The organism is Parabacteroides sp. D25 (genome assembly GCF_000307475.1).
Classification (GTDB): domain Bacteria; phylum Bacteroidota; class Bacteroidia; order Bacteroidales; family Tannerellaceae; genus Parabacteroides; species Parabacteroides distasonis.
In genome coordinates, this window is record NZ_JH976506.1 from 118,545 (window position 1) to 138,942 (window position 20,398).

Below are 20,398 nucleotides of genomic sequence, written 5' to 3' on the forward strand. Positions count from 1 at the left end.
CTTGTATTCTCACTTGACATTGACATATTGGCACATTGGCATATTATTTAATTTGCACATTATTTAATAGGTATGACCTCCTTCTTGCATTTCCTTACTATTGATCTTATGTAGATCAAGCGCTCTCCAAGCATAGAAAATGTAGGCTAATACGAATGGAACGAGAATAGATACATAGCTCATTACTTTCAACGTGAATGGGCTTGAGCAACTATTCTGGATCGTCAATGAACTTTGTAGATCCGCCAAAGATGGGTAGTAAGCCGTATTATTCCATCCTGCGCAAAGTAATAAAGCTAATACGGTCAAGACAGTCCCTGCTCCCGCAAACCAGATGCCTTTTCTCCAAGTCTTCGAGAATATCGTTTTCCCTATGCCGAATAGCACGCCAACCACGCCAATCAATAATACGGCTAACACGATTGGCATCTCGATCAGGTTCATAAAATACTTATACGGTTGCATAAATACTTCTCCGGTATCCGGATTTACGGCAAAACCGTCCACCAACAATAAACGGATCAAGAATGTCAAGAAAAAGACGAGGAACAAGATTGTCTCCGGTATCAATTGTTTCCGGCTTTTAGCGACAATCTCCGGATCATCGATATTGTTGATAAAATAGAGTAGGGCCAGAGCTCGTGCCAAGAAGAAAACTGCCAGTCCTAGGCACAAATTCCAAAATACCAAAGCCGCCTCTAATCCATGCCAAGGATTGGCCCACGTGGAAATGACGGGCATGGCTACATCAGTCAACTGTTCTTTGTTAACAATAAATTCAGCGCCGTTAAAGAAGGTCGCTACAGCGGTTCCGAGTAAGATCGGACCTGCTATACCATTGATCATAAGAAATACTTGATACGTCTTTTTCCCGAGTAGGTTGCCTTTTTTCGCTTGATACTCGTAAGATACAGCTTGTATCACGAAGCAAAGCAAGATCAGCATCCATACCCAATAGGCTCCGCCGAAGCTTGTGGAATAAAATAAAGGGAAAGAGGCGAAGAAAGCACCTCCGAAAGTGACCAACGTAGTGAAAGTAAACTCCCACTTACGCCCGGTCGAGTTCAATAACATTTTTTGCTGTATCTCCGTCTTGCCGATAGTGAAGAGTAGAGATTGGCCTCCTTGTACAAAAAGAAGGAATACTAATAGCGCTCCGAGTAGAGATACCAGAAACCACCAGTAATGTTGTAACAATATATATGTACTATCCATAGGACTTTCTATTTAAGAATTGATATTTGAAAATTGAAAATTAGTGGGCGGCAGCTTCCGGCCCTTTCTTGATGGCCTTAACCATGATTCCAATCTCTGCGATCAGCAGGATCGTAAATAAGATAAGGAACAGGTAGAAAGTGGTCTGTACCGAGGATGGGTTTAACTTGGATATCGAAGCGCTGGTCGGCAAGATATCCTGTATAGCCCAAGGTTGACGTCCTACCTCCGCTACGATCCAACCGGCTTGTCCCGCTATATATCCTAAAGGTATAGACCATAGGCCCACGTATTGCAACCAACGTGTATTAGCGATTTTCCCTTTTTTATCCCATATCAACGTAATAATGAATAGTAAGATGAAGAAACAACCAAGGATCACCATCACACGGAAAGAATAGAATGTCAATCCTACATGCGGGATTAACTCTGCCGGATCCTTAATATAACCATATCCGAAATAGGGGAAATTCTCTTCCAAGGTTACCCTGTATTGTGCGGCTGCTGCGGTATCTTTATCTTTAACCGCTTTGCGATAATCAGCTAACGCTTTGATGGCGGTTTTACCTTTCTCTATTTTTTCTTTGGCGGAGAGCGCTACCGTTCCTTTATTGGTCGTATAACCTCCCTCTATTAAGTTTACGATTCCCGGAACGTATGCGTTCATGTCACGTTCTGCTAAGAAGGAGAGGAGTTTGGGGAACTTAATGTCAAAAATAAATGCGTTCTGGTTATCCAGATAACTCGTCTTTGCCGGATTTAAGATGCCGATACCTACGAGTCCTACTCCGTTGCCACCCTCATAAAGACCTTCCATGGCGGCTAGTTTCATCGGCTGCTTTTGAGCGACTTGGTAAGCGGAGCCATCACCCGTCCAGATAATAAGGATGGAGGCTACCAACCCGAATATAGCGCTGACCTTGATACTTGACAAAGCGAATTCGGTATTCCGTTTCTTTAATAAATACCAGCAGCTGATTCCTAGTACGAACAAGGCGCCTACGATCCAACCGGACAATACCGTATGGAAAAACTTATTAATGGCGACAGGCGATAAGGCTACGGCCCAGAAATCGAACATCTCGTTACGGACCGTATCCGGATTGAAATGCATACCGACCGGATATTGCATCCATGCGTTAGCGATCAAGATCCAGAGAGCGGAAAGAGTAGCGCCGATAATCGTCAGCCAAGTGGAGGCGAGATGAAAGCGTTTGCTAACCTTGTCCCAACCAAAAAACATAACAGCGATAAAGGTAGCTTCCATAAAGAAGGCGAGAATTCCCTCGATAGCCAAAGGTGCCCCGAAGATATCCCCGACAAACCAACTATAGTTAGACCAGTTGGTTCCGAACTCGAACTCGAGGATCAATCCCGTAGCGACACCGATAGCGAAATTGATACCGAATAATTTCATCCAAAATTGGGCGGTCTTTTTCCATGCCTCATTACCTGTCCGATAATAAATCGTCTCCATAATAGCTTGGATAACGCCAAGTCCTAGTGTTAGTGGCACGAAGAGCCAATGATACATGGCAGTAAGGGCAAATTGAGCCCTCGACCAATCGATCAATGAAGTGTCAATGTTTTCAATCATATTTATTAATGTTTTAAGGATTTATTGCCCGTTGTATGAGTTCGTTCGATACGTGGTTCTCCTTCTCACTATCGCTATCGAATTGCCCGAGATAATTAGGAAAGAAGAATAATCTCAGGATAAAAAACATGATAAACAATTTGACTAGAATGATTAGCCAAAGAGTCTTGCCCAGCTTCATCTCCCGGAATCCTTCCAGATAAAAGCGATATATTCGTATGAATGCAGATTCTTTTTTCATATAGTTGTTCTCATTTAAGATAACAGTTGTTAATATGAATATGTTTTCATGTTTTTACAAATATATCCAAACTGCGTTAATAAAATACCCCCAATCCTATAGATAATATTTATGAAATTATAAATAAGATCTATCCTGTCTGTTAAAAAAAACTATTTTAAATAAGAAAGCGGTCTTTTGATCTTGTCAATAATACAGCATTGGCTATATTTGCGACAATTTGTTGCCTGTAAAGGTGTAAAGACACATGAAATATCATTGTTAAGTGCTAATCTATAAAAAATTATTACTATGTCTAACATTTCTAGAAGATCTTTTCTTCAAAAAGGTACGGCTGCCGCAGCAGCTTTGACTATTGTTCCGAGTGCGGTCCTAGGTAAAACCCATGGTCATATCGCTCCAACTGATAAATTGAATATTGCCGGTGTTGGTATCGGAGGTATGGGTAACGCTAACTTAAAGAACATGGAGACTACCGAGAATATCGTAGCTCTTTGTGACATCGACTGGAAGTACTCAAAACCTGTATTCGACCGTCATCCTCAAGCTAAAAAATACTGGGACTATCGTAAGATGTATGATGAGATGGGTAAATCTATTGACGCTGTGTTGGTAGCTACCGCTGACCATACTCATGCGATGATCACAGCTGACGCTATGACGCTTGGCAAACACGTATACACTCAGAAACCGTTGACTCACTCTGTTTATGAGTCCCGTTTGCTTACGAACTTGGCTAAGAAGTATGACGTAGCTACTCAGATGGGTAACCAAGGTTCTTCATTGGCTGAAGGTGTAGATTTGATCTGTGAATGGATTTGGAATGGTGAGATCGGTGAGGTTACTAAAGTAGAATGCGCTACCAACCGTCCTATCTGGCCGCAAGGTTTGAACGCTCCTGAGAAAGTTGATAAGATTCCTTCTACATTGAATTGGGATTTGTTTACGGGTCCTGCTAAATTGAGACCGTTTAATAAGACATATCATCCTTGGAACTGGCGCGGATGGTGGGATTATGGTACAGGTGCGTTGGGTGATATGGCTTGCCACATCTTACATCCGGTATTCAAAGGCTTGAATTTAGGCTATCCGACAAGAGTTCAAGGTTCTTCTACATTGTTATTACAAGACTGTGCTCCTAACGCTCAGCATGTTAAGTTGGTATTCCCGGCTCGTGATAATATGCCAAAGGTAGCTATGCCGGAGGTTGAAGTTCACTGGTATGATGGTGGTATGATGCCGGATCGTCCAGAAGGATTCCCTCAAGGTAAGGAATTGATGGGTGAAGGTGGTGGATTGTGTATCTTCCATGGTACGAAAGATACATTGATCTGCGGTTGCTACGGTGTTAACCCATGGTTGTTATCTGGTCGTAAACCGAACGTTCCTCAAACATTGCGCCGCGTGAAAGACGCTATGAAGGGTGGTCACGAACAAGACTGGATTCGTGCTTGTAAGGAAAGCGCAGGCAGCCGTGTTCAGACGAAGTCTAACTTCTTGGAGGCTGGTCCGTTCAATGAAATGGTTGTAATGGGTGTATTGGCTGTTCGTTTGCAAAGATTGAATAAAGAATTGTTGTGGGATGGCCCTAACATGAGATTTACGAATATCGATCCGAATGAGACAATCAAGATCATCAAGAAAGATACATTCGAGGTTATCGATGGTGACCCGAAATTCAAGACAGAGTGGACGGATCCAATTAATGCTCAAGAATTTGCCGCAGGCTTGATCAAGCACAACTACCGTGAAGGCTGGAAGTTGGTAGATATGCCGAGATAATAGTTTTAACTCAATAAATAAAATGAAAAAGTCAGTATTATTAGCAAGTGCCGCTATCATGATGTGTTATTTCACTTCTTGTGGTGGTGGAAAGAAAACAGAAGAAGCTCCTGCAGCTGCTGAGACTACAACAGAAGCCGCAGCTCCTGAGTACAAGCTCATGACAGATCTTCCTACTGTAGATATCACGACTTTCCCGAAAGATAAAGAGGGTAGATATGTGATCTTCGATGGTAAGACATTCAATGGCTGGAGAGGTTATGACCGTGCTGACGTTCCGGGTGCTTGGACAATCGAGGACGGAGCGATCAAAATCAATGGCTCTGGTGCTGGTGAGGCTGGTGCTTCCAACGGTGGGGACTTGATCTTCGCTCATAAGTTGGGTAACTTCGAGCTTGAGTTCGAATGGAAAGTAGGTAAAGGCTCTAACTCTGGTGTATTCATCATGATTCAAGAGGTAGAGGGACAACCTTCTTACATCTCTGCTCCTGAGTACCAAGTATTGGATAACGAGAACCACCCCGACGCTAAGTTAGGTAAGGATGGCAACCGTAAATCTTCTTCTTTGTATGACATGATTCCTGCTAAACCGCAGAACGCAAAACCGTTCGGTGAGTGGAACAAGGGTAAGATCATGTGCTATAAGGGTACAGTTGTTCACTATTTGAATAGCGATGAACCTGTTGTTGAGTATCACTTGTGGACTCCGCAATGGAAAGAAATGTTGGATAATAGCAAATTTAGCAAAGACAAATGGCCGTTGGCTTATGAGTTGTTGTTGAATTGCGGTGGCGCTAACAAAGAAGGTTTCATCGGATTTCAAGACCACGGGGATGATGTTTGGTTCCGTAACATTACTGTTAAAGTTTTGGATTAATCGTATCAAGCACATTTTAGCATAAATAACGCCCGAGGCCTAAATCTATGATTTTAGCTTCGGGTGTTGTGTTTTTAATAATCGACTTTTTCTAAACCAATTTTTTAGGACCAAGAAATGAAAATAGAACAAGGTTACACGAAAGCGCAGATGACTTGGCTGATGATGCTGCGTCTTTTTATAGGTTGGCACTTTATGTATGAAGGCCTAGTAAAAATCATGAACCCAAAATGGACATCTCTACCCTATCTACTCGATTCAAAGGGTCCCGCTGCTTCATTTTTTATCAAATTGACTCAAGACGACAGTTTGATGACAACCATCAACTTCTTGAATGAGTGGGCTCTGTTATTGATCGGCCTAGGCTTGACTTTAGGCTGTTTGTATCGTTTATCTTCTGTTGGAGGTATGATTCTTCTCGCTATGTACACGTTATCCCACCCCTCTTTCGTGGGAGCGAGCTATATGATGCCGTTTGAAGGCTCTTATTTATGGATTGACAAGAACCTTGTGGAGTTCGCCGCTTTAGGCTTGATGTGCGTATTCCCTACATCACAAATCATAGGATTCGATCGTGTGTTAGGACGTGTGTGTCCGATATTGCATAAACTTAAATTTATTTGATACCCATGGCAACAGAAGATGCAAAGAATACTCCTTCTCAGGAGCAAATGCCCGATAAAGGACGTCGGGACACATTGAAGACATTGGCTACAGTGCCTATCTTAGGTGCTTTGGCATATGGCGTTTACCAAAAAAGGAAAGACGCTTTAAGAGGCCGTAACATATCAGATGTATTTCAGGTAAGTAACAGGCAGGCCTCCTATTTAGAGCCGCAAGGCGATGGTAAGAAGATCCGTATCGGTTTGGTAGGCTTCGGTATTCGTGGAAAGCAATTGATGCGTGCCGCAGGTTTCGCTGAGCCTTCTTGGATCGATAAGATGAAAGAGGCTAATAAGTTGAATAAGAAAGACACGCGTTATCAGCAATATATGGAGCAAGATGATCTGAATATTGAGATAACCGCGGTTTGTGATATATTTGATGTATATGGTGAGGCCGCTGTATTGACCGGTTCCAATATCCATCGTGAGGGTAGCGGCGGTAAGTTCGGGCCTGCTCCGAAACGTTACCGGACTTATCAAGAGCTGGTAACGGCTCCGGATGTGGATGCCGTTATTATCGCTGGTCCGGACCACTGGCATAGCACGATCGCTATGGCTGCGGCACGTGCCGGAAAGCATGTATATTGCGAGAAACCGTTATCATGGACGGTTCCTGAGACGTATATGGTTCGCCAAGTGATCAAAGAGACTGGCGTTGTATTTCAGTTAGGTCACCAAGGACGTCAGACCGATTGCTATCAGAAGGCCGAGGAGATTATCGGTAACGGATTATTAGGCCCTGTTAACTTGATCGAGGTTTGTACGAACCGTAACTCTCCAAATGGTGCTTGGGTATATGATATTATCGAAGGCTCTAATCCGAATACGATCGATTGGAAACAGTTTGAAGGTGATCCTGAGCGTATTAAGGAGTATATGGATTATATGACATCCAATAAGCTTGAAAGATATATCGGTCCGGACGAGCGTAGCAAGTTTAGTCTGGAACGTTTCTTCCGCTGGCGTTGCTGGTGGGATTATAGTACAGGTCTTTCCGGTGACTTGTTGACACATGAGTACGACGCTGTCAACCAGATCATGCATGTAGGTATACCTCATTCCGCTACTTCATCCGGTGGTGTTTATTTCTTCAAGGACGGACGTACGGTACCTGATGTATTGCAGACTACTTTCGAGTGGCCGGATCGTGACTTGACGATGTTGTATAGCGCTACATTGGCAAGTAGCCGTAACCGTGGCAAGGTGTTCATGGGGCATGATGCTTCTATGGAGGTTTCCAATATCTTGGCTATTACGGTTGACCAAGATTCCACTCGTTATGCGGATAAGATCAAGGAAGGTATTATTCCTACAGATACCCCGTTCTATACCTATGTACCGGGACAAAATAGCTCGGATTCCGTTACATCTCCTACGGAGTTGTATTTCGCTAAACGTGGTTTGCTGTATACGTATGTAAATGGTAAACGTTATGATACGACTCACTTGCATATCCGTGAGTGGCTGGAATGTATCCGTCAAGGCAAGACTCCTAGCTGTAATATCGACGCTGCTTTCCAAGAAGCTATGACTGCCCACATGGGTACTCGCGCTTATCTGGAAGGACGTACGATGTACTGGGATAAGGACAAAGAAGAGATCGTAAGAGGTGAACTTGCGTAAGTATCTAAAAAGACGATAAATAACTTTCCCAAGAAGCGAACTTCATAAATGGATGGAGTTCGCTTCTTTTATTTGTGCATGTATAAAATTTCTTCTCTTTTTTGTAACCGATTTGTGATTACTCATGTCTTATTGATAAAAGCGAATAATTTATTAAACCTTTAAAGAATAAAAGATATGAACGAGTTGTGGATTCCTATTTTAGGTGTTATTTGTGCGGTAGGTATGCCGGTATTGTTAGGTATTATCGCTAGTTACATGACCATTAAAAGTAAGCATGAGGAAAAGATGGCGATGATCGAGAAAGGAATTGTGTTGGAAGAGGCTATGCGCCCCGAGAGAAGGCCTAATCGTTATAATACCCTGCGTAACGGTATTTTTATGATCGGTTTGTCATTGGGTGTGATTGTCGGTATGATGCTCGACTCTGCTTTCACTTACGATAGCGATTGGTTCTTTTTGTTAGTTCCGGCTATTACGATTATGTTCGGTGGAGTAGCTTTTATAATTTATTTCTTTCTTTCCCGTTCTTTAATGGAGAAGGAGAGATTGGAGGACGAGAAGAAAATGCGTCTGGAAGAATAAACGATACCGGATGGATGAGCGAAAGTGGATAGAACGTATTTTGGCAGGGGACACGCAAAGTTTCTCCTGCCTTGTCGCGAAGTATGAGAAGATGGCTTATACCATCGCTTTTCGTATCTTGGAAAATCGCGAGGAGGCAGAAGAGGCCGTACAGGATGCGTTCGTGAAGATGTATCGTGCTCTTTCCGATTTTCATTTCGATAGTAAGTTCTCAACATGGTTTTATAGGATCGTGTATCGTACGGCGTTGACGGCCTTGAGACAACAGCGTATGTTCGTGAGTTATGAGGAGGCAGGCCCTGTAGACCTTTCGAATGACGAAGTTGAATCGGCTACGGCTTTATTAGAGCGTGAGGACCGGAAAGAGATGATCGCACGTACGCTGAAAAAGCTTCCGGCTGATGAGGCCTTGTTGCTTACTCTTTATTATTTGGAGGAATGCTCGGTGGAAGAGATCTGTCAGATCACTGAATTGAGCGCTTCTAATGTGAAAGTAAAACTATTCCGTGGGCGGAAACGGTTTTATGAAGTGTTGCAAGATAAAATGAAATTAGAGACAGCTGATTTGTTATGAATATGAATGAGAAAGATATTGATCATTTGACACGTAAGTTGATGCGAGGGACGGCGGAACAACCTTCGGCCTCATTAAACTCCCGTATTATGGCATTGATTATACAAGAGAAGAAGCGGGTATATAAGTACTATATCAAGAAACGATTTACACCTGTAGGCATTTTTAGCATATTTGTCGCTTATATGCTTGTGTTAGTAGGCATCTTGTATTTGGTTAAGCTTTCTCCGGGCGGGGCGGAAACGGTTTTAGGCTCTTTGCGAGCCTATTTCCCGATTGTTTTAACGATTGCTTCCGGGATCTCTTGTTTCTTCCTGTTTACACAACTCGATAACTGGTTGAAGAGAGAAGAGATACGCCGGCAAAACACCTCAAAATAAAAATATCCGGTTGTAGAGACGGGGCACGCCCCGTCTCTACAACTGATTAATTGGCCTTGACTTTTAGATTTCCGTAACGATTTCCTTCGAAGTGAATCGTCGGTTGCTTTCCACCATTAATCTCATAGGTGTAATTCTTGTCACGATCCTCATCGTCAAAATGCTTGCGGGTGATATTGAAACCGTTCACGTCGCAGCTTGAATACTTCATGTTCTCCGCTACTATCCGGAAAGAAGTTTTTGCGGGAAGCGCTACCTCTAAATTCCCATAATGGGATTCTACGTTCACCTTCGAGAAAGAGGGAGACAAGTTCCGTATCTTTAAGTTACTATAGCTAAGGCTACTTACATTCAATGCATCCTTAAGGGTCCCGATTTTAGCGTCGCTGTACTTAATCTCCATGTCTAGTCTGCTTACGCTTTCAATGGTGAGATTACCATATTTAATCTCCATGCGTAAAGATTGTATATCCTGTATATCCAGATTGGAATATTTGCTGTCTATCGTTAAATCTTTAGCGTTGCGAATCTTGGCGGTTCCTACGTAGCCCAGATCCAGTTGGGCGTCCTGCAGATTTCCTACCTCGATGTTACCATATTTGGCCTCTATCATTGCGTTGGCTGTGAAATTACCCGCATTCAGGTTGCCGTATTTTACATGGATATCCATGTTGCCGTTATTATCGCTTGGCAAGTTGATGTTTCCGTATTTCTGGTTCAAGTCTGCGGCGAGCTTAGGAGGCATCTGGATATAATAATTGATCGTCATGGACTCATTATTCGAATTGCTATTCATCTCCTTCTTTATCGTAGTGACCGCTGAGACAATACCACCTATCTTCTTGGTCTCGATTTGGATACGGTCCAAGTTCTCTTGAGCACGTTCCTCGCTGCGAGCCTTACATTCTACCTCAACCCGTATAGCTACCGTATTCTGATTCCAGTGGGTAACGGTGATGTTTCCATAACGGTTTTCTACTTGGAGACGATCACCGGCGCTTACGCTGTAGGATTGGGATATCTCTTTTTTCTTGATCTTCTCTTGTGGCCTAGCTATTGCCGATAGATTGCATAGCAGCAATACGAAAGTCAGCAATACGGCGGGACTCAATTTTACGTGTGTCGTGTTCATGATTGATATGTATTAATTGTTATTACTATTTCTGGTTATCCGTGACTTGTTCCATTTGCTTAAGCATCAGCGTGAGGCCCTCCAAGCTATTGCTGTAATGTTGGGTCATGGCGAAGAGACCGTCGTTGGAACAAGGCAAGGTAGGGAGTATCGTTTCCTCGAACATATAATTATCCGTGAGGATCCGTTTGCTCTCTTGCAATAACTCCTCCGCTCCCGGTGTCCGGTCCTGTTTATACAACTTCTTCATTTGCGCCAATACGTCGTTCATTTGCATATTGTAATATAGGCGTAGTTCCTCGATCTCCTCTTGGGTCTCGCAGGTCTGGGCCGTGGTCTTTTGCGCGGGTTCCGGCAGACCGGTCCCTTCCGGCAAGCGGAATAAGAGCAACAAAGCGATAGAGGCAGCTATGGCAAAGGCCGATAGGCTGTATAGGGCCGCACGGTTTTTCCGTGGCTTCGGCAGCTTTTGCTCGAAACGTTCGAAATGACCTTCGGGAAGCATCTCATCTTCCTTGAATGCGTCACGGTTCGCGTCTATGAAATTCTTTAGTTTATCCATGTTTAATTGGCTGCTATAATGTCTAACAATTTCCGCTTGGCGCGTAGGTACTGGCTACGGACGCTTGGCGGTTGAATTTTCAGGATAGAGGCGATCTCTTCCATATCATATCCCTCAAAGAGGTAAAGCGAGAGGATTATGCGGTAGCCTGCCGGCAACTTCTTGGTAGCTTCCTTTATCTGTGCCACGGAATATTGGATTTCTTCCTCGTCCGGTCCGTCCGTTTCCGGTTCGGCCAGATTGTCGGAAAGCTCCTCTTGGTCCGGTGCTTGGCGGCGTACATAATCGATGGCCGTATGGATGGCGATGCGATGCATCCATGCCTCAAAGCATTGCCCGTCATGATATTGGTCCAAGCGTGTGAAGATCTTGAGGAACGAGTCCTGCATGGCTTCTTCCGCCTCGGATGAGTTGCCTACGATACGCAAGCAGGCTATATACAATCGCTGTGCGTATTGTTTGTACAACTTCAGTTGCGAGCTCCGGTCTCCCCGGCGGCAACCCTCGATCAGATGTTCGGTTACTTTGTCCATTTGTTTATATAAACGAGAGTGATGCCTTGACCGTTGCATCTTGTAGCGTAAAAATACAAAAAAAGAAAGGCATCATCTCGACGCCTCTCCTCCTGAACTAAATGATAAAAATAAAAGTTATGTGGGAAGGTTTATTTCATGTCCGTTATATTGGAGATACTATCGTTCGTATAGCCTTGCGAAGTATCCTCCATTTTGGTCTTATCCGAATTATATTTTAATTTATAAGCCTGTTTCCCTTCGGAAGTCCAATAGTTTACGACAAGATCGACCGTCTCTCCTTTGGTATCCGGCAAGGAAGACAAATTGAACGCCACACGTCCGGCCCCGATCGTATATTGGGGATCATCGTAAGCGTTATGCCTAAACTCCAGCGTATAAGGATCATTCTCGGCATCCGGTTGGATCAGGTTGATAAAGTGGGCGGTCTTGCCTCCCCAGAGTGTCTCGAAATAGATATTCAAATATCCGTCTCCGATCCACATATTATTGTTATAAATACTTACCGGGTCCGTACCATAGATAGAATCATTAGCCGCTCCCTCGTTCTTAGCGATGGATTTCGTAAGGATGTTATGGATCGCGTTCACCTTGATATAGTGGGAGAAACCTCCTAGGTTACTTTGGGTGGAATCCGCCAATATCGTGAAGTTAACCAAGGCACGTTGGTTAGGCTTCGGCTGATAGTTCGGATAGTTCGTGGCGGCGGGCCATAGCTTATCCCCGTCATCCAGCCGTAAGTAATATACGTTATTGCCTTCCGGTACTACGGTAGCGACCGCTATCCAGATATCACCTAAAGAATACGAGTTATCGTCATCTAAGCAAGAGGGTAGGGTGAGGGATACTAAAGCGATCCCGATAACCAATAAAAAAGCTCTCAACGTCTTCATTCCTTTTGTTTCTTAAAAAGTTCACATTTCATCGTTCTATGAGGAAAGATGTAAGTTCGGGGTGAAATGCTGCAAAAGACGTTAATAAAAGATGTTAAGAACCAAGGGATTCAACGATTAGCCGTGCCGTACGCTTTGAAGCCCCGGGCATTCCTAGCGTATGGATAATCTTGTCGTATCCGTCTAGCATTCGTTTTCGATAGGCTGGATCTTGTAGGATGCGTCCTAGCTCGTCTTGTATTTGCGATTCGGAGAAGCGGGCTCCGAATAGTTCTTGTACGATCTCCCGTCCCCCGATCAGGTTCACGAGGGATATGTATTTCGTATGGAAGAAATGCTTGAAAATAAAGCTGGCCAACTGTCCGGCTACAACGTAGTAGCAAACGACTTGCGGAACCCGGAACAGGGCGGTTTCCAAGGTTGCCGTGCCGGAGGTTACCAAGGCGGCGGCACTATGTTGTAGCAAGGGATAGGTTTTACCGAACACGATCTTGGCAGGATAAGAGCCTATGTATTCTTGATAGTAGGCAGGATCGATGCCTGGTGCTCCGGCTATTACCGGCTGGTAGTCGGGATATGCGGAGGCTACTTTCAGCATGGTCGGTAAATTATCCTTGATCTCTTGTTTGCGGCTACCGGATAGCAAGGCGAGGATAGGCTTGTTGGCCAATCCTTCCTCTTTGATAAATGTATCTTTGGGGATCGCTTGATGCTCCTTGTAATAGGCTACGGAGTCTACAGAAGGATTTCCTACGTAATCTACCGAATAATTAAGCTTCCGGAAAAACTCGGTCTCGAACGGCAGGATGCAGAACATACGATCTACATAACGCCGGAAGTCCCTGATGCGGTATTGTTTCCAGGCCCATATCTTGGGGGATATATAGTAATATACCGGGAGACCCAATTGGGTTTTCACATATTTGGCGATCTTCAGGTTGAATCCCGGATAGTCAATTAAAATGACGACATCTGGCTGATAGCGGCGGATATCCTCTTGGCACGTCTTCATGTTATTTAAGATGGTGCGCAAGTTCAGCAATACCGGGATAAAGCCCATGAACGCCATTTCCCGGTAATGTTTGACAAGGGTTCCTCCGACGGCTCTCATCAGATCGCCGCCCAGAAAGCGGAACTCGGCCTTCGGGTCATTCTCTTTCAGGGCTGCCATCAAATTCGAGGCGTGCAGGTCTCCGGAGGCTTCTCCGGCTATCAGGTAATACTTCATGAATTGAAAATTGAGAATTGAAAATTAAAGGATCCAGTTGTTTAAGGTGGCCATGAAGTCGTAGTCCGTAACGTCGATCTTGCAGGGGACTAGGGAGGCGTATCCGCTGTCCAGCGCAAGCATATCATTGTCCGGGTGGATGGGTTTGGCGCTTTCGAAAGCTCCTGTCAACCAGAATACGGGCTCTCCGCTGGCGTTCTCGGAACGCTTGAATTCACGTACCCAACGACCATCCGCTTGGCGACAAACTTTCAACCCTTTCACTTGCGGTAGCTTCGGCACGTTGAGGTTTAAGTAGGTTCCGTGCGGTAAGCCTTCTTTTAATACCCGGCGTGCCAGCATACGTCCAAGACGGCAGCATTCGGAGAAGTCGGCATCGGCCGCATGGTCCAGTAAGGATACACCCATGGAAGGGACGTTGAAAATACAGCCCTCGGCGGTGGCACCCATCGTTCCGGAATAATTTACGCAGATAGCCATATTCCCCCCGTGGTTGATACCGGAGACTAACAGATCGGGCTTGCGCTCCATAACCTCATTAATCGCTAATTTAACGCAATCAACCGGTGTCCCGGTGCAACTATAGATGGTAAGTCCTTCCTCCTTTTTCAACAAGGTATACTTGATAGGAACTAAGGATGTAATGGCACTACCCATCCCGGAACGAGGTCCATCAGGAGCGAATACCACCAAATCGCCTAGATCTTTCAGGCACTCAATCAATTCGTTAATACCTTTGGCCCATACGCCATCATCATTCGTGATCAGAATCAACGGTCTCTCGTTTGTCATATCGTTTTATCCTTATAGTTGTCGTACAAAGGTAACAATAATTTGCGAACAATGGTTGGGGTGTGAGGGGTGGGAGTTGTCCTTTCGCCTAATCAGTTGTTGATCAGGCGAAAGGTCTCAGATTATTATAGTTTCTCTATTTCTTCTATGGAGAGGCCGGTGGCAAAGGCGATTTGCTCTATACTAACTCCTAATTTCTTAAGATTAAGTGCTATGGAGTGTTTCTCTTCCTGTCGTCCTTCAGCTTTTCCTTCGGCTTTTCCTTTTTGCAATCCTTTTTCCATGCCTTCTTCCATCCCTTTTTTCATGCCTTTCTCGACGGCGAAGTCCAAGGTGTTATAATAATCATTATACATCTTCCACTCCGCCTCGTACTGCGCCCGTTGTTTGGGGGTGAGGTTTGCCATCGATCCGATGCGCTCCAGTCGCTCGAATATGGCCTTGCGTGCCTTGAATGGCATTCTGTCTAATGTGTCCATATGCTTTAGTACATAAATCCAACGTTCAAAATCAGTCTCGCATTCTTCCTCCTCTTTGTTGAATCGAGGAAGCTCAATATAGATCTGGCGGAACTTGGGGTTGAATACCTGTCCGGTCTCTCGGTCCGCCAGCACGATGTCCCTTCGGAACTTTCCTTCGTTCCTGTTATTGTTTGGCCTGTTCTTCTCATCCAGCGTGAAGTTCAAGAAGAAGACACCGTACACGGCCGCCAGCTCATAGTCCCATGTTCCCTTTATCCCCTGTTCCACCACCGAGTGCGAGAGGTAATACAAGGCCCTGTCTTTGAAGTGGGGCTGTTCCCTGTTCTGCATCTCGATTATGATCCGCTCGCCTTTGTCGGTCTCGCAATGGATGTCAAAGATGACTTTCCTACCTTGCTCTGTCTCGGGCAATCGCTCATTGTTCATGATTCTCAAGTCCTTGATCGTATGCTCCCCTTCGAGGAGGTCGTTCAGGAACTCAATTAAAATGTCCTTGTCCATTTCCCTACCGAATATATGCTTGAAGCCGAAATCGGTGAAGGGATTGATAAATTTTCCCATAGTGTTTATAGGTTTTAGTGATTAATAATGAATAATAGTATAATAAGACGGGGCACCCTGTCTTCCGGTTGTAAAGATACTACTTTTTTAATAGGATAGGCTTCGTTTTAGCTTTTAAGAAAACACGTACGAGTTTTTTCGGAAACACGTACATGTTTTTCGAAAAACTCGTACGTGTTTTTTGAGAGGCATAATGTAACTACTTTAAATACCGGATCAGCCGATAAATCGTGGGGATAATTTTCTTGAATGTATATTCCACCAAGGGATAGTATGGCTAGGCACTACACGATCTGATCATTTCATATTCGTGAAGAGATCTTTTCACCTACGTGATACAATCGTTTCGCATAGGTGAAAAGATTGTATCACAACCGTGAAACGATTTCATGGGCAGATAGAGCAAGCTACTGCCGATAATGTTTGTATTAAATAGAAAGGCTCAACGGTAACAACTCTTCGTAGGCATCTCTGCGCTCCCTTTCACATCCTTCACAACATATCACTGACATAAAGCAAGTTGGCCGACGTGAAACGTGTGATAAACAAATTGAAGTGTAGATAAAAGTACATTGCGAGATTATCCTCACTATTTATCGGGTGAGCCTGAAAAAGTCGATTCTCCGGGAGTTAAGAATACAAAATGTCAAAGTGTTACTTTGATATAGATATACAATGTACGCATGTACATTAGTATATGATAGTAAAGTTTGTATGATTAATAAATGCTTTTCTAGTATAGAAACGACTAGTTTAAACGATCGATTCTTTTAGTCATTTGCAAAGGTACGCGTTTCTTCGATACTTGCAACCCTTCCAGACGATTTTTTTATCGCTTATTCTCTTTCTTATCAATAGGATAGGTTATCCTTCACGAAACAAGCGATTCCTTCAACAAACCTCCCGTTTCGACGCTCAAAAAACGCAAGATTTAGACGATCGTTTAGACTAGTCGTTTTTAATGGCAAACGACGATTTTCAATTAGTCTAACAAGTTGATTATCTTAATAAACACTAGTATTAATATTAATTTATTTATTATGAACAAAAAGATTTCTACGCTTCTTGCCGGTGTAATGCTGGCATCTGCGTTCTCTGTCAATGCTGCGATGGAGAATGGCAAATCTTATTTGCTGAAGAGCGGAAGTAGTTATTTGTCCGCTGAGACAGATAAGACTTCTGCTGATTATGGCAAACTTGTGTACGGCTCACTTAACACTAGCGATTTGAATGAAGTTGTTGCCGGTACTTGGAAAGTTTCAACAAAGACTACTTCTGGAGCTGTTGTCTACACCTTCGTAAATAAGGTGACAGGAATGACATTGGCTGTTGATCCTACTTTGGCGAAAACCGCGACCAACGGTCTTTCTGGTGATGTGACATTAGGCAGTGGTACGGTTTCTGAATGGGCATTCGATGCTAGTAACCACATGTATTCTTACTTCAAATCGGACTCAATCGTTTTCTTTGATAATACGGGTGCCCTGAACAAAGGTAAGATTGCGGACTTGTCTGCTGCTTTGGCTGTTACAGAAGATGTAATAAGCACTCCTATTCCAATAAGTGCAGATGATTTAAATACATTGATGTGGTCTGTTGATTCTAAAGACAATTATTTTGCGTTGAATATGGACCCTGAAGTGTCAAAAGGCAAGGCGAATCATTTGACAGCGACAGGACTTCAAGCGGTTAGTGCTGGTAGTGGTTATGTTCAATTGAAAGCTAAGGACAAAAAGGCGGATGACAAACAATTGTATGTAGTTGTCGATACGGCTTATTATGAAGGAACTGAGACTAGCGGTCAGTTGTTGAAATATACCTATGACGTATTAAACGCAGACAATCGCTTGACTGGTTCTTATAAGTTCAAGTTCACTTATAATGTGAAAGAAGACAAACTCTATGTTCAAGTAGCGGAAGTTGCGGATAAATTAGTGAAAGCATCGGGTCAAACTGACGAGCAGTTTGCGAAGGATATCAAAGACAATAATAATAATTCTTATTGGTCTAATCAAGGAAAAACTGTAACGACAAGATCTGACAAGTACATCTACATGGCTAAATTGGACGGTACGAATGTGTTGACACTGAATACGAATGAGACGGATGGTGGTACTCCTACCTTTGCTTCACAGAATATTACGGTTAAGACTTCTGCTGACTATAGTAGCCTTACATTAACTACGATTCCTTCTGGTGTATACTTGATCCAGTATAAGGCTGGTGGTTCTTACAATACAGAAAAGGTAGGTTCTTATGTATTCGCTAATTTGGCTGGTTATTTCGGTTGGGCTGCTCAAGCTCGTAACCAAGAGTTCAAGCATATGCCGGCTGCTCAATGGGTAGTAGAGAAGAAAGGTACATCTTCTATTGCGCCGATCTCAATTACGAACCGTGAGTTCTCTGATGATAGCTATAAGACTTCTTATCAAATTCCTTCTGATATGCAATTATTCGCAGTAGAGGGTAGTGCTAATGAGGTATTCTATTTTAATGGAAACCAAAAGGATACGGTTAGCTTTATTAAAGTTGACGAGGATCTTGTAAAGGATGCTAAACTGGGATATAAGTATGTATCAGAAAATGAAGCTAAGGTTCAAACTTATCTGTTTAACTATTTGCATGGATTGGCATTAGATAAATATCTTAATGTTCCGTCAGGGAAGGATTCTATTGTACGTGTAGATGAGACTGGAGCTAAAGCAAGTTTCCGCTTACAAGTGGTTGTTAAAGACGATAAGTATGGTTATGGCGATGGTTTGGTAAGAAATGTTTACCGTATCACGGACGGAAAAGGCCGTTATTTGACTTATGACGGGACAACGAAGAAGTATATGATGAAGACTTATCCTACTGATTATTTCTTGAAAGAGAATAATGATATCGAAGGAAAAGAATATTATACTTTGGTTGAGGCTAATTTGCTTAATACATCTATGACACAGGCGCAAGCACAGGCATGGTATCCAGAATGGTGTAAGGGTATGGCTGTCGCAGATGCAATGACTATCGAGGAGCAATATACTCCGGAGGGAGGATCTGCTACTTATGTGACTGTTGGCGGAACCTCTTATTTGGCTTATCCGGGTTCTTCTGATATTGTTGCTGTAGCGATGTATGATAAAGACGGCCAACGATTGGTAGATGATAATAGTAAGGTAGACTACTATACTTATCAGAATGTTAATGGTAAGATTGCGTTGAAGAAAGTAGGAGCTGCTCAATATGCCTCTAGAAATTACGCTTCAGTGAAGGTCTCTGTTGACGACAATACGTTGGATTTGACTCGTGGCTCTTTGGATGATAAATTCTATAGCAATCAAGAGATTCGTACATCTGCTTTTGCCGTAGCAATGGATGATTCTCCTTTGTATCGTCGCTTCAACAACGCCGCTCTAGGTGAGAATGTAAATGACGGTCCTGATAGCTTGACATTCGTTGAGAGCGTTCGTAATGAGTACTTAATGGATGAGTGGAACCCGAACTTGACTACGGAAACTGTTGATTACGCTGGTATCTGGAATAAGGATAAGGCTGAGGGTAAATTAGCGTTCCGTATTGATACGGCTTGGTTGAATCGTGGTCTTGGAAATATCAAACCTCAATATTTGATCTCCGTGGCTCGTGACGACCAAGAGGGTGTTGAGACAGTTCCTTGTACAGAGGCTGGTCCTCACGTTGACGCTAACGGTAACATTACAACAGATCCTTCTAAGTGTGTTCATGCTCAACATGGTCGTGCTGGCTTCGCTTATGGCAAATACTTGGTTAACTTCTCAGACTCTGCCCAAGCGTTCATCGATAGAGAGGCTAAGGTTAATCCTTATATGTTCACAACGAATTCTAGTGCTAATAGCAGCTATACCCGTGTAGGTTTTGTTAAGGCTATCCATGCTGGTGACAGCTTGTTCGTATTGACAAATGGTTTCGAGAATGTAGAACCGGCTAAGTTAGATACGGCGACAATCATCGCTAACTATAAGAAAGCTAAGCTGGAAAACTTCATCGTAGACTTGGTTGGTGACAAACATAAGAATGTAACTTGGTCATTCCGTTATATTAACCCGGATAAGGCTGGTGCCGTAACAGAAGAAGGTGCAGAGAACGCATTCTTGTTCGAGTCTAATGTTTATGGCGAGAAAGATCAAAATTATAGAACCGTAAATGGTGACGCTGATCGTGCTATCGCTCCGACATATGCTGCCGCATGGTTGAAAATGCATAATGGTTGTTTGGTACTGACAGATATCAATTCACAGTTCTCTTCCGCAAAGACCAATGGTGATGGCGCATTAATCTTTAATGTCGCTCAGAAGGATGAAGAAGATATGGTTACATCTAATGATAACATCAACAATGTTGAAGGTGTATCTGTAGTAGCTGGTAATGGTACTGTAACTATCCAAGGCGCCGCTGGTAAATCAGTAGTTATCTCTAACATCTTAGGTAAGGTAGTCGCTGAGACGGTTCTTACATCTGATAACGCAACAATTACCGTACCTGCCGGTATCGTAGCTGTAGCTGTTGATGGTGAGGAAGCTGTTAAAGTGGTTGTTAAATAATTAAACAAATAGATAGGTCAAGAGATGGGGATTCCCCCATCTCTTCCTTTAAGAAGATATTTATAATTCTGAAATTCCCGTGTGGAGATAGATTCTTCAAGTACACCGCGATGG

General features: G+C 43.4%; 18 protein-coding genes. 8 read left to right on the top strand and 10 right to left on the bottom strand.

Features of this window, described 5'->3' with window-relative positions:
• Positions 1-63 precede the first annotated feature (63 nt).
• The 3 genes from HMPREF0999_RS16585 to HMPREF0999_RS16595 are packed head-to-tail and all read right to left on the bottom strand — an operon-like array spanning position 64 to position 3,053.
• Positions 64-1,215, bottom strand: a complete 1,152-nt coding sequence (locus HMPREF0999_RS16585; protein ID WP_005861074.1) for a cytochrome d ubiquinol oxidase subunit II — start codon at positions 1,213-1,215, stop codon at positions 64-66.
• Between the two features lie 40 nt (positions 1,216-1,255).
• Positions 1,256-2,812 carry a cytochrome ubiquinol oxidase subunit I gene (locus tag HMPREF0999_RS16590; RefSeq protein WP_005861076.1) on the bottom strand — a complete coding sequence of 519 codons (1,557 nt, stop codon included), beginning with the start codon at positions 2,810-2,812 and terminating at the stop codon, positions 1,256-1,258.
• Between the two features lie 13 nt (positions 2,813-2,825).
• A complete protein-coding gene (locus HMPREF0999_RS16595) occupies positions 2,826-3,053 on the bottom strand; it encodes a DUF4492 domain-containing protein (protein WP_005861078.1) in 228 nt (75 codons plus the stop codon).
• A gap of 291 nt (positions 3,054-3,344) precedes the next feature.
• On the opposite strand from HMPREF0999_RS16595, the gene HMPREF0999_RS16600 reads away from it, so the two are divergent.
• The 7 genes from HMPREF0999_RS16600 (at position 3,345) to HMPREF0999_RS16630 (ending at position 9,539) form a co-directional block, all read left to right on the top strand.
• Positions 3,345-4,835 carry a Gfo/Idh/MocA family oxidoreductase gene (locus HMPREF0999_RS16600; RefSeq protein ID WP_005861079.1) on the top strand — a complete coding sequence of 497 codons (1,491 nt, stop codon included), beginning with the start codon at positions 3,345-3,347 and terminating at the stop codon, positions 4,833-4,835.
• A 22-nt stretch (positions 4,836-4,857) separates the two neighbouring features.
• Positions 4,858-5,712 carry a DUF1080 domain-containing protein gene (locus HMPREF0999_RS16605; protein ID WP_005861081.1) on the top strand — a complete coding sequence of 285 codons (855 nt, stop codon included), beginning with the start codon at positions 4,858-4,860 and terminating at the stop codon, positions 5,710-5,712.
• Positions 5,713-5,829: 117 nt separating this feature from the next.
• Positions 5,830-6,336: a DoxX family membrane protein gene (locus tag HMPREF0999_RS16610; RefSeq protein WP_005861083.1), complete on the top strand. Its 507-nt coding sequence runs from the start codon at positions 5,830-5,832 to the stop codon at positions 6,334-6,336.
• Positions 6,337-6,341: 5 nt separating this feature from the next.
• A complete protein-coding gene (locus HMPREF0999_RS16615; RefSeq protein ID WP_005861085.1) occupies positions 6,342-8,000 on the top strand; it encodes a Gfo/Idh/MocA family protein in 1,659 nt (552 codons plus the stop codon).
• Between the two features lie 177 nt (positions 8,001-8,177).
• Positions 8,178-8,585 (top strand): DUF6249 domain-containing protein, encoded by a 408-nt coding sequence (locus tag HMPREF0999_RS16620; protein WP_005861087.1) that lies wholly within the window; start codon positions 8,178-8,180, stop codon positions 8,583-8,585.
• A 10-nt stretch (positions 8,586-8,595) separates the two neighbouring features.
• On the top strand, positions 8,596-9,159 hold the full coding sequence (locus HMPREF0999_RS16625) for an RNA polymerase sigma factor (RefSeq protein ID WP_005861090.1): 564 nt from the start codon (positions 8,596-8,598) through the stop codon (positions 9,157-9,159).
• A 2-nt stretch (positions 9,160-9,161) separates the two neighbouring features.
• Positions 9,162-9,539 carry a hypothetical protein gene (locus HMPREF0999_RS16630; RefSeq protein ID WP_226769929.1) on the top strand — a complete coding sequence of 126 codons (378 nt, stop codon included), beginning with the start codon at positions 9,162-9,164 and terminating at the stop codon, positions 9,537-9,539.
• A 46-nt stretch (positions 9,540-9,585) separates the two neighbouring features.
• Here HMPREF0999_RS16630 and HMPREF0999_RS16635 read toward each other — a convergent pair whose 3' ends face one another.
• The 7 genes from HMPREF0999_RS16635 to HMPREF0999_RS16665 all read right to left on the bottom strand — a co-directional run bounded on the left by HMPREF0999_RS16635 (position 9,586) and on the right by HMPREF0999_RS16665 (position 15,722).
• Complete coding sequence (locus tag HMPREF0999_RS16635) at positions 9,586-10,671, bottom strand: hypothetical protein (RefSeq protein WP_005861094.1); 1,086 nt, start codon at positions 10,669-10,671, stop codon at positions 9,586-9,588.
• Between the two features lie 25 nt (positions 10,672-10,696).
• Complete coding sequence (locus HMPREF0999_RS16640) at positions 10,697-11,233, bottom strand: hypothetical protein (protein WP_005861096.1); 537 nt, start codon at positions 11,231-11,233, stop codon at positions 10,697-10,699.
• A gap of 2 nt (positions 11,234-11,235) precedes the next feature.
• The gene (locus HMPREF0999_RS16645; protein WP_005861098.1) at positions 11,236-11,766 is read right to left on the bottom strand and encodes an RNA polymerase sigma factor; all 531 of its coding nucleotides are present in this window, start codon (positions 11,764-11,766) and stop codon (positions 11,236-11,238) included.
• A gap of 131 nt (positions 11,767-11,897) precedes the next feature.
• Positions 11,898-12,659, bottom strand: a complete 762-nt coding sequence (locus HMPREF0999_RS16650) for a NigD-like protein (protein WP_005861100.1) — start codon at positions 12,657-12,659, stop codon at positions 11,898-11,900.
• Between the two features lie 94 nt (positions 12,660-12,753).
• Complete coding sequence (lpxB, locus tag HMPREF0999_RS16655; protein ID WP_005861102.1) at positions 12,754-13,887, bottom strand: lipid-A-disaccharide synthase; 1,134 nt, start codon at positions 13,885-13,887, stop codon at positions 12,754-12,756.
• Between the two features lie 24 nt (positions 13,888-13,911).
• Positions 13,912-14,679: a 5'/3'-nucleotidase SurE gene (surE, locus tag HMPREF0999_RS16660; protein WP_005861104.1), complete on the bottom strand. Its 768-nt coding sequence runs from the start codon at positions 14,677-14,679 to the stop codon at positions 13,912-13,914.
• Positions 14,680-14,804: 125 nt separating this feature from the next.
• The gene (locus HMPREF0999_RS16665) at positions 14,805-15,722 is read right to left on the bottom strand and encodes an Rpn family recombination-promoting nuclease/putative transposase (RefSeq protein WP_005861106.1); all 918 of its coding nucleotides are present in this window, start codon (positions 15,720-15,722) and stop codon (positions 14,805-14,807) included.
• 1,040 nt (positions 15,723-16,762) lie between these two features.
• On the opposite strand from HMPREF0999_RS16665, the gene HMPREF0999_RS16670 reads away from it, so the two are divergent.
• Entirely contained in the window at positions 16,763-20,284 is a 3,522-nt protein-coding gene (locus HMPREF0999_RS16670) for a DUF6383 domain-containing protein (protein ID WP_005861108.1), read from the top strand.
• Positions 20,285-20,398: the final 114 nt, after the last annotated feature.

Bases quoted from the DNA above. Each gene is read 5' to 3' on its own strand.
- HMPREF0999_RS16585 (WP_005861074.1), bottom strand. From the start codon at position 1,215: ATGGATAGTACATATATATTGTTACAACATTACTGGTGGTTTCTGGTA.
- HMPREF0999_RS16590 (WP_005861076.1), bottom strand. From the start codon at position 2,812: ATGATTGAAAACATTGACACTTCATTGATCGATTGGTCGAGGGCTCAA.
- HMPREF0999_RS16595 (WP_005861078.1), bottom strand. From the start codon at position 3,053: ATGAAAAAAGAATCTGCATTCATACGAATATATCGCTTTTATCTGGAA.
- HMPREF0999_RS16600 (WP_005861079.1), top strand. From the start codon at position 3,345: ATGTCTAACATTTCTAGAAGATCTTTTCTTCAAAAAGGTACGGCTGCC.
- HMPREF0999_RS16605 (WP_005861081.1), top strand. From the start codon at position 4,858: ATGAAAAAGTCAGTATTATTAGCAAGTGCCGCTATCATGATGTGTTAT.
- HMPREF0999_RS16610 (WP_005861083.1), top strand. From the start codon at position 5,830: ATGAAAATAGAACAAGGTTACACGAAAGCGCAGATGACTTGGCTGATG.
- HMPREF0999_RS16615 (WP_005861085.1), top strand. From the start codon at position 6,342: ATGGCAACAGAAGATGCAAAGAATACTCCTTCTCAGGAGCAAATGCCC.
- HMPREF0999_RS16620 (WP_005861087.1), top strand. From the start codon at position 8,178: ATGAACGAGTTGTGGATTCCTATTTTAGGTGTTATTTGTGCGGTAGGT.
- HMPREF0999_RS16625 (WP_005861090.1), top strand. From the start codon at position 8,596: ATGGATGAGCGAAAGTGGATAGAACGTATTTTGGCAGGGGACACGCAA.
- HMPREF0999_RS16630 (WP_226769929.1), top strand. From the start codon at position 9,162: ATGAATGAGAAAGATATTGATCATTTGACACGTAAGTTGATGCGAGGG.
- HMPREF0999_RS16635 (WP_005861094.1), bottom strand. From the start codon at position 10,671: ATGAACACGACACACGTAAAATTGAGTCCCGCCGTATTGCTGACTTTC.
- HMPREF0999_RS16640 (WP_005861096.1), bottom strand. From the start codon at position 11,233: ATGGATAAACTAAAGAATTTCATAGACGCGAACCGTGACGCATTCAAG.
- HMPREF0999_RS16645 (WP_005861098.1), bottom strand. From the start codon at position 11,766: ATGGACAAAGTAACCGAACATCTGATCGAGGGTTGCCGCCGGGGAGAC.
- HMPREF0999_RS16650 (WP_005861100.1), bottom strand. From the start codon at position 12,659: ATGAAGACGTTGAGAGCTTTTTTATTGGTTATCGGGATCGCTTTAGTA.
- lpxB (WP_005861102.1), bottom strand. From the start codon at position 13,887: ATGAAGTATTACCTGATAGCCGGAGAAGCCTCCGGAGACCTGCACGCC.
- surE (WP_005861104.1), bottom strand. From the start codon at position 14,679: ATGACAAACGAGAGACCGTTGATTCTGATCACGAATGATGATGGCGTA.
- HMPREF0999_RS16665 (WP_005861106.1), bottom strand. From the start codon at position 15,722: ATGGGAAAATTTATCAATCCCTTCACCGATTTCGGCTTCAAGCATATA.
- HMPREF0999_RS16670 (WP_005861108.1), top strand. From the start codon at position 16,763: ATGAACAAAAAGATTTCTACGCTTCTTGCCGGTGTAATGCTGGCATCT.